The following is a 19,652-nucleotide window of genomic DNA, read 5'->3' as shown; positions in this document are numbered from 1 at the left end:
CGGTGCAACATGAAGTTGCGTGTCGTGAATTTGCCGGGTGCGTCAATCGAAGAAAGTTCACGAATGGCCGCAGTTGGGCCGATGAACGAACCCGCTCGGCGGGAGGATTTCTGCGGTTGCGGTAAGATCAACAACGGTTGTCGCGCCCGCCTTGAGTTAGGTTCGGCAGTTGCGGAGCATCACAGGCTTCTTCAACAAGAAGCCTACTATGTCCCATCCTCATCGTCCGATCAACGTCAGTCCGAACAGAACGGCCAACCACAAGCCTGTCGCCGCAACCGCCAGCCGCGGCAAGATGCCCTCACCGGTCAGTTGCATGAACAGAACGGCGATAATCGCGGCCTTGCCAGCAGCGATCACCAAGTTGAGCGCGGAGTTCAAACCACCAAGGTCGAGGAATGATGAGCCGACCGTCAGACCCAGCAAGGCCAGGAGTCCGGAATAGGCGATGGTGAGCTTGCGAATGTCGCTCATCGGTTGCTCAGGTAGAGAACGGGGAACAGGAACACCCAGACGATGTCGACGAAATGCCAGTAAAGGCCGATCGCCCGCACGCGGCGAAGCCGACTGGACTGCGTCGCGCTCGACCACATCACCAGCATGCCTGCGATGACGACGATGCCGCCAATGAGATGCACTGCATGCAGCGACGTCATCGCGAAATAGAGGCCGAAGAAGAATTCGGCATGCACAGGATCGGGTCCATCATAGGTGAACGGGGCGCCAAGCACCGGAGCGACGCCCTCGCGAAACTCCATCGTGTATTCCGCTGCCTTGATGCCGAGGAACACCAGGCCCAGCAGCGCCGTCGCAGCGAGCGACCAGGTCGATGCACGCCAACGGCCTCTGCTGGCGAAGAGATGCGCTAGCGCCATGCTGAAACTGGACGTGATCAGCACGACGGTGTTCAGCGTGCCGAGTGGAAGCGAAAGGTGGTGTGATGCGGCGGCGAAGGCTGGCCCGTAGCTGATCCTCGCGATCAGGAACACCAGCAGGATCGCGCCGAACAGCATCGCTTCCGAGCCGATGAAGACCCACATGGCAAACGTATCAGCGGCCTGTTCGCGGGCCGGCGTATCGAAGGCGACGCTTTCGGTCGACGCGCCCATCAGGCCTCGTCCTTGTGCGGACTGAACTTCTCGTGTTGCAGCCCCTTCATGTCGTAGTCGTAGGCAGGTCGGTTGACCCTGGGCATGGTGTCGAAATTGTGTGGTGGCGGCGGCGAAGCAGTCTGCCATTCAAGCCCGGTCGCCCCCCAAGGATTTGCGGGTGCGCGGGCGCCGCGAAACATCGACCAGCCGAGGTAGAACAACGGCATCAGGTAACCCACCGCCAGCACGACGGCGCCGGCCGACGACAGGATGTGCCAGAACTGGAATTCTGGTGGATAGGTGTGATAGCGCCTCGGCATGCCGAGGAAGCCGAGCACGAATTGCGGAAAGAAGGTGAGGTTGAACCCGAGGAAGGTGACGGTCGCGGCAATGCGCCCCCAGGTCTCGGAGTACATCCGGCCGGTCAGTTTGGGCCACCAGAAGTGCAGTCCGGCCATATAGGCCGTCACCATGCCGCCGACCATGATGTAATGGAAATGCGCGACGACAAAGTAGGTGTCGTGGACGTGAACGTCGATGGCAAGCGCTGCCAGGAAGAGGCCTGCCAGCCCGCCAAAGGTGAACAACCCCAGGAAGAACAGCGCGTAGAGCATCGGCGTCTCAAAAGAGATCTCGCCCTTGCGCAGAGTCAGGCTCCAGTTGAAGACCTTGATCGCCGAGGGAATGGCGACGCAGAACGACAGGAACGAGAACAGCACGCCGGCATAGGCTGACTGGCCGGAGACGAACATGTGGTGGCCCCATACCAGGAAGCCGAACACGGCGATCGCCATCGAGGACAGGGCGACGGCCTTGTAGCCGAACAGCGGCCGCCGGCTGAAGCAGGGCAGCACCTCCGAGACCACTCCCATGCCGGGCAGGATCATGATGTAGACGGCGGGGTGCGAATAGAACCAGAACAGATGCTGGAACAGCAGCGGGTCGCCACCCAGCGCCGGGTTGAAGATGCCGATGCCGAACACGCGCTCCAGCACGATCAGGATCAGCGAGGCGGCGAGCACCGGCGTCGCCAGCACCATGACCAGCGCGGTCGCATACATGGTCCAGACGAAGATCGGCAGCCGGAACCAGGTCAGGCCTGGCGCCCGCAGCGTGTGAATGGTGACGATGAAATTGATGCCCGTCATGATCGTCGAAAACCCGACGATGAAGACGCCAAGGGCTGCCATCGAGACGAAGCCGTTGGCGTAGAGGGTGGAGAGCGGTGTGTAGAAAGTCCAGCCGGTATCGACGCCACCGAAGACCACCGAAGCCAGGGCAAACAGGCTACCCAGCATGAAGACATACCAGCTCGCCAGATTGAGCCTTGGAAAGGCGAGATCTCGTGCACCGATCATCAGCGGCAAAAGGAAGTTGCCGAGCGTGGCGGGGATGGATGGAACCAGGAAGAACCAGACCATGATAATGCCGTGCAGCGAAAACAGCCGGTTGTAGGTGTCATCCGAGACGAGGTCGCCGGCGGGCGTCGCGAGCTCGATCCGTATCAGGACGGCAAAGGCGCCGCCGAGGAAGAAAAAGGCAGTAAGCGAAATCAGATAGAGCCAGGCGACCCGCTTATGGTCGGTGGTGAGTAGCCACGCGGCTGGACCGGCACCCTCCCCCAGATAGCTCGATGGCCTCAATGCGTCGGTGCTCATTGAACTGGCTCGCTCTTGGCCGCCGCGCGCGGCGAAAGGGATTTGAGATAGGCAAGCAGCATCTGCATCTCCCCCTCATCGACCAGGCCGTCGAAACTTGGCATCACCGGATCGTAGCCGGCAGCGATTTCCTTTTTCGGATTGAGGATGGAATCGCGGAGATAGCGGTCGTCGGCAATCACCGTCTGCTGATTGTCCAACGCCACCGGCCGTCCGAAGATACCGGCCAGATTTGGTGCCCTGACCTTGCTGGCATTGCCGTGGCAGCCCGAGCAGCCCAGCGCGCGAAACAGCTTTTCACCGTCGGCGGCGAGCGTGTCGCCCTGCCCCTGGACGCCAAGCCACGCGGCGTAGGCCTCCGGCTGCATCACCGTCACCCAGCCACCCATTTCGGAATGTTGTGTCCCGCAATACTGCGCGCAGAACAGATGATAACGACCGGGCTCGTCGGCGATGAACCAGACATGCGTCGTGCGCCCCGGCACGGCATCCTGCTTGACCCGGAAGGCCGGGACGAAGAAGGAGTGGATGACGTCCTGCGACGCCAGCGACACGATCACGGCCTTGCCGACCGGCACATGCAGTTCGTTGATTTCACGCTGGCCGCCGGGATGGCGAAACTCCCACATCCATTGCTTGCCAAGGCCAGCGATTTCGAGCGCGTCGATGGGCGGATGCTCGCGACGCAGGAACAGCACGGCGCCCCAACCGAAGATGACGAATGCGATCAGCAAGCTGACGACTGTCCAGGCCACTTCCAAGGGCAGGCTTCGCGTCCGTTCGCCGGTCCGGTCGGCCTTCGAACCGGCACGGTATTTGATGGCGTAGAAGACGACGAGGCTGGCCAAGAAGAGACCTAGTGCGAAGGTGAAGGCCAGCAAGGTGTAGAACAGCGTGTCGACGCTGCTGGCGATCGACGACGCTTCGGGCGGTGTGAAGGGGATGCCCAAACTCAAACCCGCCTCCGTCGCGTAAGTATGAAGAGGCTGACGCCAAGACCCAAGAGTGTCGCTGCACCTGCCATCTTCACAGCCGCCTCTATCGCGGACGTGTATTGCCCTTTCGACGTATCGAAGCCGGCGCAGAGCAGGAAGATATGGTCCGCGATCGAGCCCAGCCGGCCGGCCGATGCTTCGACGAGAGCAAGCTTGAGATCGCGCGGTTCGAAGTTCAGCGCCGGCAGCACCTGTGCGATCCTGCCCTGCGGCGTCAGTGCGATAACGGCGATCGGATGGACATATTGGGCGATCCGATCGCGCCGATCGAAGGTGATGCCGGCTTCGGCTGCAAGCGCGGCACCGGCATCGTCGGGGCTGGTCAGGAACCGCCAAGCCGCCAGTCCTTCTTGCCCGGCGGACGGCGCGACTTCGGCTCTTGCAGCGATCGCATCCTGAAAGGTCTCCGAAGGATCTATCGAAAAGAAAAGCGCCCGGTAGGTCCGTGGATCGAGGCCTGTCTTGTTTAGGTCTGAGGCAACCGCCTGCTGGGTGACACCGCAGAGGTTGGGGCATTTGTCGTAACCGAAGATGACAAGCGCCGGACGGCCGGCGAGAATGTCGGACAGACTAATTGCCTTGCCCGAAGTATCGAGAAAGGCCTTTTCGATGTCGAGTTGTGCGCCGATCTTCGGATCGAAGGATGGGCGCTCTGTCGCACCGGCCACACTTGCCGCGAGCAGCACAGCCAAGACCAGGAGCGAGCGTATCATGGCCGCACCGCAGGGGCCGGCGCGACATGGTCTGGCCGGCGCGCAGCGTCGTCGGCTTGGCCGGCAGCCGTGCTGCATTTGCTGAGTTGGGGCGCACGGGGAACCTGCTGCCCGAGCAAAGCACAATCCTGCCTCTCCGAAACGACTTGCCGTTTCCAATCAGGAAGTCCCTGAACGGTGATCAGTTTCATCGCGTCTTCGATCGGAATGCGTGCGATGCCGGCATTGCGATCGACCCAGCCGAGCTTGCCCAGTTCCTGATCTTCCTGCTTGCGAAAGGCCGTGAGATCGGTTGCAGGCGACACCTGCAATTGTGGAGTTGCGTCTCCAGTCCCGCCACCTGCCAGCGGCCAATATGGCGTCGTGTTGAAAATCAGCTTCAACGCTATCGCAGCCAGCGCCAAGAAGACGAGCAGACCGGCGCCAAACAGCAGAACTGCCCTTGGCTGCACGTCGCGCGTTTCGGGATGTGCAGCCCTAACCACGGACCTGCCTCCCGTGCCAGAAAGCGATCCGTTTCGGCTCGGACAGGGTCCAAAGGAACAAGGCGCACCACGCGCCGCTGGCACCGGCGACCGCCGCCAGGTCGGTCCAGGATACCGGCGCTCCGGCGGCCGACAGCGCCGGGCGGATGCGCCAGACGACATCGGTGAAATGTCCGGCCAGGACAAACGCACCAAGGCCGAGCAGACCGCGATGGCTACGCTTGGCCGAGCGGTTGAGGAAGCCGGCGAAGGGCACCGCGAATTGCAGCGCGATCAGCAGCCACAGCAGGTACTGCCAACCATCCTGGCTGCGCAGGATGTACCAGTGGATTTCCTCCGGCAGGTCGCCGGCCCAGATGATCAGCCACTGCATGAAGGACAGATAGGCCCAGATCAGCATGAAACCGAACAGCATGTTGGCGACGTCCTCGCCCAAGGCCGTGTCGTCCTCGCCGCCGGGCATGGTTTCTATGGCGCGTCCGGCGGCCAGCACCGTCAAAGCCAGTGCAAAGGCACCGACGGCCTCGGCCGCGGCTTCGAGCATGGCATAGATGCTGGAGATGAAGTCGGGCTCGATCGACAGCATCCAGTCGATGGCAAATACGGTCACGGCAAGGCCATGAACGATGAGCCCGATCGCATAGGGGCGGCTCGCCGTGCCTCTGTCTTTGTCGGGCGCTGTCCACCCAAGGATCAACCACCCAAGCACCATCCAGATCATGGCGCAGACGATGAAGCGAATGACGAAAAACGGCACGTTGAGATAGGCAAATTTTTGCCGCACCGTCTCCGGCGACATAGCTGGATCAGTTCCTGCCCACGGGAAGACGAAATGAAGCGGCACGAGAACAGGCAGAAGCAACAGCAAGGCGAGCGGCAAGGTAGCGACGATGGCGCGCAGGGGCGGACGCAACGCTTCTCCCCAGCGCCCGCGGGTCAGCCCATGGACCATCAGGATCGTCATAGCCCCAAGTGGCAATCCAAGCAGGAAGAGCGCGACCGTCAGCCAGCCAGCCAGCGCCCTCCGAGGATCGAAGAAGAGCCCGATGGCCGCCAGCAGAAGCCCTGCGGCGGCCAGCAAAACCAGTGAAGCAAGATATCCATCAGGCCATGCGGGACGCCTCATCGCGTGGCCTCCACATCGAGTTTCGCACGCAGATCGCTCGGCAGTGCGCTGGCGGATGCATAACGCGAATATTGCAGAGCCCTGATGTAGGCAACGATCGCCCAGCGGTCTGTCGGCGGCACACGCGCGGCATATGGATACATGGCGCCATAGCCGTTGGTGATGACGTCGTAGAAATGACGGTCCGGCGCATTGCGCAGCACATCCTGATGATAGCTCGGCGGCGCCGGGAACCCGCGCTGGACCACCATGCCGTGGCCATCTCCGGTGCGGCCATGACAGGGCGAGCAAAAGATGTCGAAGCGTTGCTGTCCACGCTGGAGCAGCTCCATGGTGATCGGATAGGGAAATTTATTCGGCGTTGCCGTCAGATCGGCATCGCGCGTCACCGTGCCGTCGACCGGCGTCCTCGCCGACATGCCGTCGGCGAACTGCGTGCTGCGCGCAAGCGGATTGTAGCGCGGTTGGTCCGCCATGTCTTGCTTGCAGCCCGCGATCAGCAGCAAGAGCGGCAAAAGAAGCGTCGGCGCTCTCATGCCTCCACCTCTTCGACCGTTTCGGCGCCAAGCCGCGTCAATTGACCCTTGGTGACGCCCTTGCGGTACTTCGGGTCGGCCGCCTCGACCAGCAGATAGAACCTGCCGCCTTGCGCATAGGTGAAACTCTTGGCGTTGAAGACAGGGTGGTAATATTGCGGCAGACCGTTCGCCCACAGCATGCCGGCAAAGCCGGCCAGTGCCGCGCCCAGAATGGCCGCCTCGAACGCGATCACCGTGAAAGGCGGCCAGGAGTGTAGCGGCCGGCCGCCGACGTTGATGGGAAAATCCACCTCGACCGAATAAAGGATCAACGCGTAGACCAGCACCGCGCCGGCAACAGCGCCCGCCAGCACCGCCCATGGCAGCCGCGTCTTTCGCATGCCGAGAATGTCGGCAAGGCCGTGCACCTCGAAGGGCGAGAAAGCATCCATGCGCCGGTAGCCCTTGTCGCGCATCGTCCGGGCCGCCAGCGTCAGCGCATCCGGATCGGCGAAAGCCGCGATGACGCCGTAGAGGCTCATGCCGCGCCGCCCTTTTCTTCGGCCAGTTCCTCGACCTCGAAGATGGTGATCGCCGGCAAGATGCGGATGAACAGGAAGAGCAGCGCGAAGAAGGTGCCGATCGAGCCGAACAAGATGCCGAAATCCAGCCAGGTCAGCGATTGTTCGCCCCACGAGGACGGCAGGTAGTCGCGGCTCGGGCCAGTGACGACGATGACATAGCGCTCCAGCCACATGCCGATATTGATGACCAGCGCGATGGAAAACAGCAGCGGCATGTTGAGCCGAACACCGCGAAACCACAGCAGCTGCAGGACGACGCAATTGCAAAACAGCATCGTCCAGAACAATGGAGCGTAAGGACCGACGGCGCGTTCGGCCATCATGGCGCGCTCATAGGGCTGACCCGAATACCAGGCAAAAAACGCTTCCGAGGCATAGCCGTAAATGACGATCATGCCGGCGGCGATCATCAGCTTGGCGGCATTCTCCATATGGCGCAGCGTGATCAGATCCTCGACCGCGAACGCCCAGCGCAACGGGATCGCGATCGTCAGCACCATGGCGAAGCCGGAAAGCAGCGCGCCGGCGACGAAATAGGGTGGGAAAATCGTCGAGTGATATCCCGGTGTGATGGCAAAGGTGAAATCGAGCGCGACGATCGAATGCACCGACACGACCAGCGGCGTCGCAAGGGCTGCCATCAGGAAATACACGGTCTGGTAGCGCGCCCAATGGAAGGCCGAACCTCGCCAGCCGAGTGCAAGGATACCGTAAAACACTTGTCCGGCACGCGACTTTGCCCGATCGCGCAGTACGCCGAGATCGGGCACCAGGCCCATGTACCAGAACAGCAAGGAGACGGTGGCGTAGGTGGAGATCGCGGCGAAATCCCAGACCAGCGGACTGCGCCATTGCGGCCAGTGCATGTGCGTGTTGGGCAGCGGCAGCAGCCAATAGAAGAACCACGGCCGGCCAAGATGCAGGATTGGGTAGAGCCCAGCCATTGCCACGGCAAACAGCGTCATCGCCTCGGCGAAACGGTTGATCGAGGCGCGCCAGGGTTGGCGCAAAAGCAGCAGCACGGCCGAGATCAGCGTGCCGGCGTGACCAATACCGATCCACCAGACGAAACTCGAGATCAGCGTGCCCCACACAACAGGGATGTTGATGCCGTAGGCGCCGACACCGACCGAAATCAGGTAGGTGATGGAAAAGAGGAACAGCAGCACAAAGGCGAAGCAGACGAAAAAGGCGGCCCAGAACAGCCGCGGCAGCTTTCCGTCCAGGACAACGGCGCTGATGCGACCGCTGATTTCCGGAAAATCGTGACGACCGCGCAGCACCGGCTGCGGGCGTGGCGATTTTCTACCTCTGGCGGCAACGGCTTCAGCCATGGCCGGTCTCCGTGCCCGGCTTGGCTTCAATCCGGTCGTTGGGATTGGTGATCTTGCCGAGATAAGTGGTGCGCGGCCGCGTGTTCAGCTCCTCGAGCAGCGCATAATTATGCGGCTCGTTCCTTTCGCGCACGACTTTTGATCCCTTCTTGCTAAGGTCACCAAAGCTGATCGCCTGTGTCGGACAGGCTTGCTGGCAAGCGGTGACCACTTCGTCAGCGGCGATCTCCCGGTTCTCGATCTGGGCGCGGATGCGTTTTTCGGAAATGCGCTGGACGCAATAGGTGCATTTTTCCATGACGCCGCGTGAGCGCACGGTGACATCGGGATTGTGCACGGCCTGTTGCGGCCCGGCAGAGTCCTTGTCGAAGTCCTGATAGCCGAAGAAATTGAAGCGCCGCACCTTGTAGGGACAGTTCTGCGAGCAGTAGCGCGTGCCTATGCAGCGGTTATAGACCTGCGCGTTCAGCCCGTCATGCGTATGAGTGGTGGCGTTGACGGGACAGACCACCTCGCATGGCGCCTTCTCGCAATGCATGCATGGCACCGGTTGGAAGAAGATGTCGGGATCGTCAACGGTGCCCTCGTAATAGCGGTCGATGCGCAGCCAATGCATTTCATGGCCGCGCGCCGCTTCGTCCGGACCCACAGTCGGGATGTTGTTTTCTGCCTGGCATGCCGACACACAGGCCATGCAGCCAATGCAGGCCGACTGGTCGATCGCCATCCCCCAAGCTTCCTGATCGTAGGTCCAGTCGGGATAGAGCGACTCGGTGGCCGGCGCCGGCGCATTTTCGCGCACGAAATGCGGGTTGCGGTTGAAGGCGTCGAGTGTGGCATGGCGCACGATCGCCCTGCCCTCCATCGCCTGATGGTGTTGGGTCGTAATCACGCGCGCGGAACCATCGCGCGCGGTCAACGCGAGGTCATCGGCAAACCAGAGAGCGCCGGCGGTCCGCAACGCAAAAGCATCATAGCCACCGGCCAGCGCGGCAATCGATCCGATCTTGCGCCCAAAGCCAAGCGACAGCGTTACCGTCTCTTCCGGCTGGCCCGGTGTGATCCAGACCGGCGCATCCATATCCTTGCCACCGCGCGCCAGATTGACGATCTGCCCGTTCTCAAGTTGAAGGCGCTCCGCGGTGCCGGGCGAGACCAGAGCCGCGTTGCCCCAGACAAGCTTGCTTAGCGGCCGTGGCAGTTCCTGCAGCCAGGACGAATTGGCGTGGCGGCCGTCACGCAGCCAGGAATCGGCGACGAAGCTGACCTCAAGCCGATCTCCAACAGACGGTCTTGGCGCAACGGCGCCAATATCTGCCGGCATGGTGACGGCGATCGGGACAGCGGCACTGTTCGGGACAACGCCATCGCGCAGAGCCTTGCGCCAGGCCGGCTCATCCATGGCCTCCCATGTCGAGCGCACCAGTGCCGGTGCATCAGCGTTATAATCGCCGCTAAACGCGGCTATCAGCTGATGCAGACTCTTGCCGCCAAACAAGGGCTGGATAAGCGGCTGCACGATCGAAGCCGTGCCGTCATAGGCGCGGATATCGCTCCAACCTTCCAGTTCGTGCGCGGCGGGAATATGCCAGTGCGCTGGGAACGCCGTTTCGTCGCGATAGAGCCCCCAGTGGACAAGAAGCTTTAGCCTGGAGAAGCCCTTGCGGACATCGATGTCCGATGGCGCGGTCTGCAGGGGATTGGAACCGAGCACGACGACCGTGTCGATGGAACCACCCGCGATGGCTTGGCAGAGCATCACAAGGTCGCCATCGCTTGGCATGACATTAGGAGGTTCGATGAATTCCAGCGTGTTGCCGATGGCGCCAAGCCTGGCATTCATGGCAAATGCTGCCGCGTGGACGAACGGTGCCTGGTGCGCACCGGGCACCAAGAGTGCGTTGCGCCCCGCGCTGCGAAGATCATCGACAAGCGCAGTTGTCCACATTGGTTCGAGCGGCGACGAACCGGCTGTCCCCTTGTCTCCTTCGAGAGCCGCTTTGAGCGCCTGCGCAATACCTTCGACCGCACTTGGCCTGACGGCACGACGATGATCGGCCGCCGCACCCGTGATCGTCGGCGTCGACTCGATGACGTAAAGGCGGCTCATCGTGTCGGTCGATTTACGCACGCGACGCCGGTTGGCGAAGTCTCGGGCATAGGCGAGACGACCTGCGCCTTCTCCAAGAAAGTCGGCATCCAGACTGACGATCACATCGGCGCGATCGAAATGGTAGATTGGCGTCAACGGCTTGCCGAACAGTTTCGCCGCTGCCTGCTCGCCGGAATTGGCCGCGAGCGCATTGTGTTGGAAGACGCGGAGCTTGGGATATCGGTTCTTAAGCGCTTCAATCTGAGCTTTTGCTGTCGGTGATGTCGTCGCTTCGATCAGCAGAGCCAAGCCTTGTCCGCCTGAGGCGGTCCATCCACCGGCAAGCCCGGCGATATCTTTCAGAAAGTCATCGTAACTGGCCGGCTCGCCTTGCTTGAGCGGCGTACGCGACCGTTCTGGATCGAACAGCGACAACACCGCAGCCTGCATGACGGCATCGGTTGCACCGTGTGATGCCGGGTGATCCGGATTGCCCTCGACCTTGGTCGGCCGGCCTTCGTGGCTCTCCACCACCGCGCCAATGCCGTAGCCATCGCTGGCGAGCGTTGTCGCATAATAGAGCGGCCTGCCGGGAATAACATTCTCTGGCTGGCGCACGTAAGGCACGATGCGCTGGGCCTCACTGCAGGCCGTCAGACCGGCCAGCGACAGCGACGCGCCCATCAACTTCAGCATCGTTCGGCGATCGACAGTGAGGGGCATGCGTTCGGCAATCGCCGGAAACTCGGCTTGGACAAAGCGCTGAAATTCCGCGCTATCAGCCAGTTCATCCAAGCTTCGCCATGGTCCACGCCCCGCAGCGGCGAGCCGAAGTGCGGCAAGGTCGGAAGCCGGGACCGGCTTGATGTCAGCGGTGACAGACATAGCAATCCGTCATGGTCTGGGTGTGAATGTCGAGGATGCTGATCAAGGAGCGCCTGACCTCTTCGATGTCCTGCGGTGGCTTCCAATGCAGGAGGAAAACATCCTGCGGCGGGCGAAGATTGGGAGCGGGATCGCGGTGGCAGCCGAGGCACCATTCCATCGACAGCGAATGCGCCTTTTTCATCAGCGGCATATCGTCGACCTCGCCATGGCAAGTCTCGCAGGCGACACCCTTGGCGATGTGGATCGAATGGTTGAAGTAGACGAAATCCGGCACCGGATTGACGCGTTGCCATTGCAAAGGCTGGCCTGAGGCAAGGCTTGCGCGCACCGGGGCCAGCATGTCGGCATTGGTGAAGAGCTGCGAGTGACAGGTCATGCACACCTCGGTCGCGGGCAGGCCCGCAGAGGCCGACGTCTCGACGCCACTGTGACAGTAACGGCAGTCCAAGCCGATTTCGCCGACATGGTGCTTGTGGCTGAACGGGATGGGTTGAGCAATGGGTTGTCCGACGCCGGTCACAAAGCCTGATCGCAAAAAAGCCGTCCCGCCAATGGCGACAAAAATCGCGAAAAAACACACGCCCCACAACACAAAGCGGGCAATCCCATTGGCATTGCTGGAAAAAACCTGCGGCATCCCCTCGCCGATTTGCATGGAGCCAGATTCTGGATCGACCGCCTAACGGCGGCGATGTGGCAAAGGTTCCGCCAGTGAGAACTGCTCACAAAATGGTGACCCCTGCCCGCGGCTGAAACGCCGCCCGTGCCCGCAACCATGAGCAATGGCTGGCGTTCAAGATGATCACGAACGCTCCATACCTGGAAATCTAGCCATGACACACAGCGTCGCCAATTCGCCCACCACATATCCTCGCCGCTCCGGCTTTGCCTTCTGGTGGACCATATTCGTAGGCGTGTTGCTGTTGATACTTGGCTTGCTGATCGGCGCCGGCGGCGGCTGGCTGATCGCACTGGGCGGTTCCTGGTATTATTTACCAACCGGAATAGCACTCTTGATTTCAGGCGCTCTGCTGTTGCGCAGCAAAATTGCCGGGGTCTGGCTCTATGTCCTGACCTGGATCGCCACGCTCGCCTGGGCCTATTGGGAAGTCGGCATGGATGCTTGGGGGTTGATGCCCCGCGTGCTGGCACCCACCGTCATCCTGGTCTTTGTCCTGTTGACGCTACCCGCCTTCAGCCGTGGACGCATGAAACGGCTTGGCGCCTACGCGACCACATCCGCAGCTCTGGTTCTAACCTGCACATTCGGCTTCTACCATTTCACCATGACGGCACGGTCGCAGGAAGCACCCGCTATCGCCCCTGCCACCACGGCGGCTCCAGCGAACGACGGCACCGGACAGCCCGACACGGCGGTACATCCGGCCGGACGCGATTGGCCAGTCTATGGCGGTTCCGAGCTTGCGACCCGCTATTCCCCGGTCAAGCAGATCAATGCCGATACTGTTTCGCAACTGACCAAGGTCTGGGAATTCCACACCGGTGACATGCCCGACAAGGCGGCCAAGGATAAATATTCGCCGGAAAACACACCGCTTGAGGTGGGCGGTCACCTTTATGCCTGCTCGGCCAAAGGCATCGTCATCTCCGCCGACGCTGCCACCGGCAAGGAGGACTGGCGCTACGATCCGAAGGTCTCGGATGACGCCATCCCCTACGGCGCCAGTTGTCGCGGTGTCGCCTACTACGCCAAGCCGGGGGCCAGTGCAGAGCAGCCCTGCGGTACGCGCATCGTCTGGGGTACGCTCGACGCCAGGCTGATTGCGATTGACGCCAGGAATGGCAAGCTCTGCACCGATTTCGGCCAGCAAGGCATAGTCGACCTCACGCAAGGGCTGGGGAAAACGGTACCAGGCTGGTACTCCGTGACCGCACCGCCGACCATCGTGCGCGGCATCGCCGTGCTGGGTGCACAGGTTCAGGATGGCCAAGCCGAGGATGCGCCATCGGGCGTTGTGCGTGGTTATGACGTGGTTTCGGGCAAACTCGTCTGGGCCTGGGATATGGGCCATCCCGACCGCAGCGGCGCACCGCCAGAAGGCGATACATACACCCGCGGCACGCCGAATATGTGGACCGTCGCGGCAGCCGATCCGCAACTCGGCTACGTCTATCTGCCGCTTGGCAACGCCGCCGTTGATTACTACGGCGTCGATCGCAAGGATTTCGAAAACCAGTATAATTCCTCGATCGTCGCCATCGACGTCACGACAGGAAAGCCGGTCTGGCATTTCCAGACCGTTCACCACGATCTTTGGGACTACGACCTCGGTTCGCAGCCGACGCTCGTCGATGTCCCGACAGACAACGGCAAAGTTCCGGCGATCATCGTGCCAAGCAAACAGGGCCAAATTTACGTGCTCGACCGAAAGACTGGAAAGTCGCTCTTCCCGGTCGAGGAGCGGCCGGTGCCGTCCGGCGGCGTCGAACCGGACAAGCTGTCGAAGACGCAGCCCTATTCGGGCTATGCGCATCTCGACCAACCGGTGCTGACCGAAAAGAAGATGTGGGGCATGAGCCCGCTTGATCAACTTTATTGCCGCATCCAGTTTCGGCAAGCGTTCTACCAGGGAGAGTTCACCCCACCGACGGTCGACAAGCCCTTCATAGAATATCCCGGCTACAATGGCGGTTCCGATTGGGGCAGCGTTGCGGTCGACGCCGACGACGGCATCCTGATTGCCAACTACAACGACATGCCGAACTACAACCAGTTGCTGCCGCGCGAGAAAGCCGACCAGATTGGTTTCAAGTCGATCGAACAGGGCGGCGGTTCCCAGAAATCGAAGGATATGGGCAACCCGCAGATGGGATCTCCCTACGCCATAGCAGTCAACGCCGGCTGGCGGCTATCGACCGGATTGCTTTGCTCCGAACCGCCATACGGCCACATACGCGCCATTGATCTGAAGACGGGCAGGACGCTTTGGGACGAGCCGCTGGGCAGTGCAGTCAACAACGGGCCGTGGGGCATACCGTCGATGCTGCCACTCAACATCGGCACGCCCAACAATGGCGGGCCTCTGGTGACGGCGGGCGGATTGATCTTCATCGCTGCCGCCACGGACAACAAGCTGCGTGCCATCGACATCAAAACCGGCAAAGTCGTTTGGCAGACCGACCTTCCGGCTGGCGGGCAGACCACGCCGATGACCTATGAGGTCGACGGCAGGCAGTACGTCGTCATTGCTCCCGGTGGCCATCATTTTATGGAGACGAAGATTGGCGATGATGTCATCGCTTATGCACTGCCAAAAGGCTGACCCGAATCCTTTCGATAAGTCGAGATCTTTTGCGCAAACCTTTTCGTCTGAAATGCGCTGTTTCCTCTCCAAGCCAAGGAGACGATGATGCAGATGAAATCGGAAATAGCCGGCGAAGCGGCCAAGCACGCCATATCCAACGTGGTGTCGATGCCAAGGACAAATCGAAAGCGAATGGCAAGCAGCAAGGCGCCATGCAGGCGGGCGCGCGTCAGTATCCCGAACTCCCCTTCCCCAAGATTTCGCGGATGAGACCTTCTGCTACTACCTTGCGCTGCTACTCCGCCTGCGAGACCGTATCCTGGCCGCTTTCTTCCGCTCTTAGAGGAATGCACGACAATCGGTGTCCCAACGCGCGGTGGAGAATCCCATCGATCGAAGCTCACTATCGATCTTGGCGAGTTCTTCTTGCTCTGCGAGAGTCAGATGCGGCTTTTTCACTCGGCGCCTGACGCGAGCGCATCAGATCTTCGGTGGGCTGGCCCGATGTGGTCTGCAGGCCGAACATGTCGCTGGTATGCCCGCATAGATAACGTTGGCGAGGAACTGAATGATCTTGATCGTCATGCTGTCTGATCCTTCCGCCCTTCATTTTGGGTAATTTCGGCAAATCCCTGTCGCCACGACGGATAGCGCGGCGACCACCCAAGCTCCCGCTTGGCCTTGGCATTCGATCCCGCGCGCGACTCCGTCATCATGACAACGATGTGCTCTCCCGCCGCCAGTCGGCCAAGCCAAGCCGGCACACGGAACGGTGGTTTTGCGCCGAGCATTGTGGCGAGATCAGGCAGCCAGTCATGCACCGGCGCGGGATCGTCATCGACGATATTGTAGATGCCGTCGCCACGCTCGACCGCGAGCGCCGTCGCTTCCGCAGCATCGGCGATATGCAGAAACGACCACCACGCCGTGCCGCCGCCGATCAGCGGCATGCGGCGCTTGCGGATCTGTTCTATCGTAGAGGGATCGAAAACGCCGGTGTCAGGGCCATAGAACCCGCCATAGCGCAAGACGACGCCAGTTATCTTCGGCGTTGTCGTAACGGCGTGCTCGAGATAGCGGATCGCATCGAACGTGCCGCGATGCTCTTGCGGCGGATTGTCGTCGAGCGGATCGTCCTCGGTTTTCACATATCCGCCGACACGCGCATAAGGCCAGCCGCAGAAGCTTTGCGCGATCATCCGTTTCACGCCGCAGTCACGCGCGGCCGCAAGCAAATGGTCGGTTCCAAGGGTGCGCAGCCGGTTGCTGCCGGCGAAGGCGCGATCGAAGTGGCGCAGGTCCGAGGCGCCTTTCAAATCCGTCAGTTCGTGCACGATCACATCCGGACGTGCGGCAATGACCGCGGCATAAACGGCTTTCTGATCGAGCGCGTCGGCAACGACAGGCTTGGCGCCGAGCTCCCGCAGGAGGCCGGTCTTAGCTGGTGTTCGCGTCAATCCGACGACGCTGTGACCTTTGCCGATCAGGAGTGGAACCAGACTGCGTCCAACGGCGCCGGTCGCGCCTGCAACGAAAATGCGCATGGCATCACCTCTTGGCTTGATAACCTACCTCAAAGTAGGTTAGTATTGTTGCCGATGGATTCAAGGGTAAGAAAGCGTCTGAGCGCCGAGGCGCGTCGGGCCAGGATCGTCGAAGCGGCTGCCTCCGCCTTTGCCCGCGACGGCTACGACGCCACGAAAATGGACAGCATCGCGACAGGCGCAGGGATCACCAAGCCGGTGCTCTACGACCATTTTCCGTCGAAGCAGGCGCTGTTCGTGGCGGTATTGGAGTCGATCCGCGACGGCCTGATCGCCAGAGGCAAGGCGATCGTGCGAGACGACGGCGACCCGGAGCAAAAATTCCGCCGCTCGGTCGACGCCTTTCTGGAATTCGTAGAGCAGGCACCGGATGCCGCACGGGTGCTGCTGACGGTTCCCGCCGGAAATCCGGTCGCGGCGAAGGTTTCGCGCGAGGTCCAGGCGGGCGCGTCCGCCGGTATCGCCGCCCTGCTGGCGGAGTTCATGCCCGGCCGTATGCCGTGGCATCGACAGGCGACGGCGGCATTTCTGAAAGAGGGTCTCCACGCGGTGGCCGTGTGGTGGCTCGATCATCCGGGTCCAAGCCGCGAGGAAATCACGGACATCATCCTGGATGCCGCATGGCTGGGATTGCGAGGACAAGCGCGCTGACGGTGCGCAAGAAAGATCGAGCGATCCCGAGACGTGAACGGAGCCTCAGGGGGTTCCAAGGACACAGGAGCGCTTTATGATGACGTCCAGTCGACCCGATCATTATGCACTTGCCGAAACGTTGAGGCTCAGGGTTCTTGAAGGGTCAGGCGAGACCGACCCGGCGGTGCGGCAGAGGACAGCAGCACGCGCAGCAGGTGGACCGCCAATAGAAGCGCCATACGACGATCTCGCCCGCCAGATCGGCGAATCGGCATCCGGCACGACGGACGCACAGGTCGCGGATGTTCTGGTTGCCGCCCGAAGCGAGAAGGCCGCCTTCGAGCTGATCGCGGCCGCGGCGACCGGAGCGGCCCTGCTGCGCTGGGAGCGTGCGATCAAAGCTCTTGAGGAGGCTCGTCATGCGTCTGCCTGAAATCGATCGCGGTGACACGGTCACGCATCGCCTGCTCATCGGCTTCATTTCCATGGTTTCGCGAATGCGGCTGCCGGATGCCGCTCGCGTGGCGTTCTACCACAAGGAATTCTTCAGCACGCCAATGGGCGCATGGACGCACGCGGCCATGCGCGGTCCGAGCCCATGGAGCGTCGCGGAGCGTGAGCTGATGGCCGCCATCGTCGCGAAATGGAATGCGAGCGCCTTTTGCATCGGTGCCCACGGCGCCGTCGCGGCGAAGACGATGAAACGGCCATCGGTCGATGCCGTGCTCGCCGATTTCCGCTCTGCGCCGATTTCCCCGGCGCTCAAGGCAGCGCTGGTCTTCCTTGAGACCATGACGCTGCGCCCAATGGAGTTGTCGGCGGAACACGCAGCGGCGGCCCTTCGTTCGGGGGTGACGGATGACGCTCTACTTGACGCGATCGCCGTGGCGACGGTCTTCAACATCATCGCGCGCTACGCCGATGCCCTCGATTTCGCTATGCCTTCGGCGGAGGAATTCGATCGTGCCGCCACCATGCTGCTCAAGCGTGGTTATGCCGCATAGGGCTGCAAACGAAAGAGGTGATCCATGAGGGATCTTGCACTTCAGATCGCAGGCGCGTTGGCGATCTTCGTCGCCGTGGTGCATGGCGCCATGGCCGAATTGCAGGTGTTTCCGAAGGTCCACATCGAGTCGCGCCGAAGCCAGCGCCTGCTCCGCATGGTTTGGCAGGCCAGTACGATCGATTGGATCTGCATCGGCGCACTGCTGATCGTGGCGCCTACTCTGGGATCCGAAAGCGCCCGGCGCTGGATCATCGCGGCGGCTGTCGTCGCTTACGGTTACGCAGCGATCGGCAACGCTGTCGCCAGCCGCGGCAGGCATGTCGGCTGTTACCTGATGGGCCTGGTCGTCGGGCTGTCGCTGATGGGCCTGTAGAAACCAGCGGAGGTCATGATGCGATTACTGATGCGCACCCTCAAGGCGATGATCCTCGGCCTCATCGTCTTGGGCCTTCTCATTTTCGTACCGGCCGGCACTCTGGCCTATTGGCAAGGATGGGCGTTCATCGTCGTCTTCACTCTTTCGACCAATGCGATAGGCCTCTATCTCGCCTTGACCGACCCGGCCCTGCTTGAACGCCGCATGAAGGCGGGACCTGTCGCGGAAGCCAGGCCCGCCCAGAAGATCATCATCACGATGGCTTTCATCCTCTTGTGCCTGGTGCTGGTGGCCTCGGTGCTCGACCATCGTTTCGGCTGGTCGCAGGTTCCTGCCTGGCTCTCGGTCCTCGGGAACGCACTCGTGGCGTTTGGACTGATGATCGATTTGCGTGTCTTTCGCGAAAACAGCTATGGGGCCTCGACCATCGAGAAGATGGAAGGGCAGACGGTGATCACGACCGGCCCCTACGCCATTGTCCGACACCCGATGTACTTTGGTGTCCTGATCATGGTGCTCGGAACGCCTTTGGCGCTCGGCTCCTGGTGGGGCATGATTTTCGTGATTCCCATCCTCCTGATCCTGGTGTTGCGCATCCTCGACGAGGAAACGATGCTGCGTGACGAATTGGACGGTTACGACGCGTACGCGCGCGATGTGCGCTATCGGCTATTGCCCGGCATGTGGTGAGAAAATCGCTCGTGAACCGCCCCGAGCTTTTCGTGGAAAACGTCAGCACACCATGGTTCTGGCAGCAGCGACATTTGCCATTTGACTTAGCCGCGAACAGCATCGCCGATGCCGACATCGACGAAAGGCCGTACGTCGGCTTTGTCATTCCGATTGGCCAAAACCGCTACCGCGCGGTATCCAATACTGATGGTGCGCTTGCCCGCATCCCTGGCGTTTACAGGCTCGTCCGTCTTTTGCGGACTCACCGGTTCCACATTCCCGTGCGGCAAGCGATGCGCTACCAGACTGCGTTCCTGGGTGGCGATGCCACGCATGCACATTTTCCGCTGGGCGCCGGTGGCATGAGTCTCGGTATTGAAGATGCGGCATGTTTTGCCAGGCGTTTCGTCGAAGGCACGCTTGCCGGCTGCTCTGGTGAGCGATGGCTGGTAGGGCGGCACTGGATCAAACTCAGCGAGCGTGTCTTGTCGGTGGCGCAATCGGACAGTCCTGTCCTGCAGACATTCAGGAATGCGGCTTTTCAGGTGATCGGCCGCTTGCCCACACTGCAACGGCCATTTCTCAAGCGTGTCGCCGATTTGAAGGAATGGAGCGTCGGCCATAAACCTTTTCGTCTGAAGTGCGTTGTTCCCTCTCCAAGCCAAGGAGAC

19 protein-coding genes and 1 pseudogene are annotated in these 19,652 nt (G+C 61.4%); 7 read left to right on the top strand and 13 right to left on the bottom strand.

Annotated elements, in window-relative coordinates; genetic code table 11:
* Window positions 1–219 precede the first annotated feature (219 nt).
* The 12 genes from HGP13_RS19820 to HGP13_RS19765 are packed head-to-tail and all read right to left on the bottom strand — an operon-like array spanning window position 220 to window position 12,121.
* Complete coding sequence (locus HGP13_RS19820; RefSeq protein ID WP_172228373.1) at window positions 220–474, bottom strand: cytochrome C oxidase subunit IV family protein; 255 nt, start codon at window positions 472–474, stop codon at window positions 220–222.
* On the bottom strand, window positions 471–1,109 hold the full coding sequence (locus HGP13_RS19815; protein WP_172228371.1) for a cytochrome c oxidase subunit 3: 639 nt from the start codon (window positions 1,107–1,109) through the stop codon (window positions 471–473). Before HGP13_RS19815 ends, HGP13_RS19820 begins: the two co-directional genes overlap by 4 nt.
* Entirely contained in the window at window positions 1,109–2,749 is a 1,641-nt protein-coding gene (gene ctaD, locus HGP13_RS19810; RefSeq protein ID WP_172228369.1) for a cytochrome c oxidase subunit I, read from the bottom strand. Before ctaD ends, HGP13_RS19815 begins: the two co-directional genes overlap by 1 nt.
* Entirely contained in the window at window positions 2,746–3,705 is a 960-nt protein-coding gene (gene coxB, locus HGP13_RS19805) for a cytochrome c oxidase subunit II (protein ID WP_172228367.1), read from the bottom strand. Before coxB ends, ctaD begins: the two co-directional genes overlap by 4 nt.
* Window positions 3,702–4,457 carry an SCO family protein gene (locus HGP13_RS19800; protein ID WP_172228365.1) on the bottom strand — a complete coding sequence of 252 codons (756 nt, stop codon included), beginning with the start codon at window positions 4,455–4,457 and terminating at the stop codon, window positions 3,702–3,704. Before HGP13_RS19800 ends, coxB begins: the two co-directional genes overlap by 4 nt.
* Window positions 4,454–4,942, bottom strand: coding sequence for a hypothetical protein (locus HGP13_RS19795; RefSeq protein WP_172228363.1), 489 nt, complete (start codon window positions 4,940–4,942; stop codon window positions 4,454–4,456). Before HGP13_RS19795 ends, HGP13_RS19800 begins: the two co-directional genes overlap by 4 nt.
* Entirely contained in the window at window positions 4,935–6,068 is a 1,134-nt protein-coding gene (locus HGP13_RS19790) for a hypothetical protein (protein WP_172228361.1), read from the bottom strand. Before HGP13_RS19790 ends, HGP13_RS19795 begins: the two co-directional genes overlap by 8 nt.
* Window positions 6,065–6,604 carry a cytochrome c gene (locus HGP13_RS19785; protein ID WP_172228359.1) on the bottom strand — a complete coding sequence of 180 codons (540 nt, stop codon included), beginning with the start codon at window positions 6,602–6,604 and terminating at the stop codon, window positions 6,065–6,067. Before HGP13_RS19785 ends, HGP13_RS19790 begins: the two co-directional genes overlap by 4 nt.
* Window positions 6,601–7,128 (bottom strand): DUF3341 domain-containing protein, encoded by a 528-nt coding sequence (locus tag HGP13_RS19780; protein WP_172228357.1) that lies wholly within the window; start codon window positions 7,126–7,128, stop codon window positions 6,601–6,603. The genes HGP13_RS19785 and HGP13_RS19780 overlap by 4 nt, the downstream gene beginning before the upstream one ends.
* Window positions 7,125–8,504 (bottom strand): NrfD/PsrC family molybdoenzyme membrane anchor subunit, encoded by a 1,380-nt coding sequence (gene nrfD / locus HGP13_RS19775; protein WP_172228355.1) that lies wholly within the window; start codon window positions 8,502–8,504, stop codon window positions 7,125–7,127. Before nrfD ends, HGP13_RS19780 begins: the two co-directional genes overlap by 4 nt.
* Window positions 8,497–11,481: a TAT-variant-translocated molybdopterin oxidoreductase gene (locus HGP13_RS19770; protein ID WP_172228353.1), complete on the bottom strand. Its 2,985-nt coding sequence runs from the start codon at window positions 11,479–11,481 to the stop codon at window positions 8,497–8,499. The genes nrfD and HGP13_RS19770 overlap by 8 nt, the downstream gene beginning before the upstream one ends.
* Window positions 11,465–12,121, bottom strand: a complete 657-nt coding sequence (locus HGP13_RS19765; protein ID WP_172234784.1) for a cytochrome c3 family protein — start codon at window positions 12,119–12,121, stop codon at window positions 11,465–11,467. Before HGP13_RS19765 ends, HGP13_RS19770 begins: the two co-directional genes overlap by 17 nt.
* Before the next feature lie 196 nt (window positions 12,122–12,317).
* On the opposite strand from HGP13_RS19765, the gene HGP13_RS19760 reads away from it, so the two are divergent.
* Window positions 12,318–14,768 carry a membrane-bound PQQ-dependent dehydrogenase, glucose/quinate/shikimate family gene (locus HGP13_RS19760; RefSeq protein WP_172228351.1) on the top strand — a complete coding sequence of 817 codons (2,451 nt, stop codon included), beginning with the start codon at window positions 12,318–12,320 and terminating at the stop codon, window positions 14,766–14,768.
* Window positions 14,769–15,331: 563 nt separating this feature from the next.
* Here the strand turns inward: HGP13_RS19760 and HGP13_RS19755 are convergent.
* Window positions 15,332–16,294: an NAD(P)-dependent oxidoreductase gene (locus tag HGP13_RS19755; protein ID WP_172228349.1), complete on the bottom strand. Its 963-nt coding sequence runs from the start codon at window positions 16,292–16,294 to the stop codon at window positions 15,332–15,334.
* Between the two features lie 54 nt (window positions 16,295–16,348).
* Here HGP13_RS19755 and HGP13_RS19750 point away from each other — a divergent pair, with 54 nt between their 5' ends.
* The 6 genes and pseudogenes from HGP13_RS19750 to HGP13_RS38000 form a co-directional block, all read left to right on the top strand.
* Window positions 16,349–16,945, top strand: a complete 597-nt coding sequence (locus HGP13_RS19750) for a TetR/AcrR family transcriptional regulator (protein WP_281411002.1) — start codon at window positions 16,349–16,351, stop codon at window positions 16,943–16,945.
* A 76-nt stretch (window positions 16,946–17,021) separates the two neighbouring features.
* The gene (locus tag HGP13_RS19745) at window positions 17,022–17,360 is read left to right on the top strand and encodes a hypothetical protein (RefSeq protein ID WP_172228345.1); all 339 of its coding nucleotides are present in this window, start codon (window positions 17,022–17,024) and stop codon (window positions 17,358–17,360) included.
* On the top strand, window positions 17,347–17,931 hold the full coding sequence (locus HGP13_RS19740; protein WP_210266315.1) for a hypothetical protein: 585 nt from the start codon (window positions 17,347–17,349) through the stop codon (window positions 17,929–17,931). The genes HGP13_RS19745 and HGP13_RS19740 overlap by 14 nt, the downstream gene beginning before the upstream one ends.
* 24 nt (window positions 17,932–17,955) lie before the next feature.
* Window positions 17,956–18,306, top strand: a complete 351-nt coding sequence (locus tag HGP13_RS19735; protein ID WP_172228343.1) for a hypothetical protein — start codon at window positions 17,956–17,958, stop codon at window positions 18,304–18,306.
* A gap of 15 nt (window positions 18,307–18,321) precedes the next feature.
* A complete protein-coding gene (locus HGP13_RS19730) occupies window positions 18,322–18,999 on the top strand; it encodes an isoprenylcysteine carboxylmethyltransferase family protein (RefSeq protein ID WP_246707067.1) in 678 nt (225 codons plus the stop codon).
* Window positions 19,000–19,274: 275 nt separating this feature from the next.
* Window positions 19,275–19,325: pseudogene (locus HGP13_RS38000) on the top strand (hypothetical protein); the annotation flags it as partial.
* Between the last annotated feature and the right edge of the window lie 327 nt (window positions 19,326–19,652).

It is taken from the genome of Mesorhizobium sp. NZP2077, from assembly GCF_013170805.1.
In the GTDB taxonomy this organism is placed as follows: domain Bacteria; phylum Pseudomonadota; class Alphaproteobacteria; order Rhizobiales; family Rhizobiaceae; genus Mesorhizobium.
The sequence above is the reverse complement of the archived record's forward strand: the minus strand, read 5'-3'. Positions and strand labels throughout refer to the sequence as shown.

Excerpts from the sequence above, each read along its gene's own strand:
- HGP13_RS19765 (WP_172234784.1), bottom strand. The coding sequence starts at position 12,121 with ATGCCGCAGGTTTTTTCCAGCAATGCCAATGGGATTGCCCGCTTTGTG.
- HGP13_RS19730 (WP_246707067.1), top strand. The coding sequence starts at position 18,322 with ATGATGCGATTACTGATGCGCACCCTCAAGGCGATGATCCTCGGCCTC.
- HGP13_RS19800 (WP_172228365.1), bottom strand. The coding sequence starts at position 4,457 with ATGATACGCTCGCTCCTGGTCTTGGCTGTGCTGCTCGCGGCAAGTGTG.
- ctaD (WP_172228369.1), bottom strand. The coding sequence starts at position 2,749 with ATGAGCACCGACGCATTGAGGCCATCGAGCTATCTGGGGGAGGGTGCC.
- HGP13_RS19750 (WP_281411002.1), top strand. The coding sequence starts at position 16,349 with ATGGATTCAAGGGTAAGAAAGCGTCTGAGCGCCGAGGCGCGTCGGGCC.
- HGP13_RS19780 (WP_172228357.1), bottom strand. The coding sequence starts at position 7,128 with ATGAGCCTCTACGGCGTCATCGCGGCTTTCGCCGATCCGGATGCGCTG.
- HGP13_RS19735 (WP_172228343.1), top strand. The coding sequence starts at position 17,956 with ATGAGGGATCTTGCACTTCAGATCGCAGGCGCGTTGGCGATCTTCGTC.
- HGP13_RS19755 (WP_172228349.1), bottom strand. The coding sequence starts at position 16,294 with ATGCGCATTTTCGTTGCAGGCGCGACCGGCGCCGTTGGACGCAGTCTG.
- nrfD (WP_172228355.1), bottom strand. The coding sequence starts at position 8,504 with ATGGCTGAAGCCGTTGCCGCCAGAGGTAGAAAATCGCCACGCCCGCAG.
- HGP13_RS19790 (WP_172228361.1), bottom strand. The coding sequence starts at position 6,068 with ATGAGGCGTCCCGCATGGCCTGATGGATATCTTGCTTCACTGGTTTTG.
- HGP13_RS19785 (WP_172228359.1), bottom strand. The coding sequence starts at position 6,604 with ATGAGAGCGCCGACGCTTCTTTTGCCGCTCTTGCTGCTGATCGCGGGC.
- HGP13_RS19760 (WP_172228351.1), top strand. The coding sequence starts at position 12,318 with ATGACACACAGCGTCGCCAATTCGCCCACCACATATCCTCGCCGCTCC.
- HGP13_RS19740 (WP_210266315.1), top strand. The coding sequence starts at position 17,347 with ATGCGTCTGCCTGAAATCGATCGCGGTGACACGGTCACGCATCGCCTG.
- HGP13_RS19820 (WP_172228373.1), bottom strand. The coding sequence starts at position 474 with ATGAGCGACATTCGCAAGCTCACCATCGCCTATTCCGGACTCCTGGCC.
- HGP13_RS19745 (WP_172228345.1), top strand. The coding sequence starts at position 17,022 with ATGATGACGTCCAGTCGACCCGATCATTATGCACTTGCCGAAACGTTG.
- HGP13_RS19815 (WP_172228371.1), bottom strand. The coding sequence starts at position 1,109 with ATGGGCGCGTCGACCGAAAGCGTCGCCTTCGATACGCCGGCCCGCGAA.
- HGP13_RS19770 (WP_172228353.1), bottom strand. The coding sequence starts at position 11,481 with ATGTCTGTCACCGCTGACATCAAGCCGGTCCCGGCTTCCGACCTTGCC.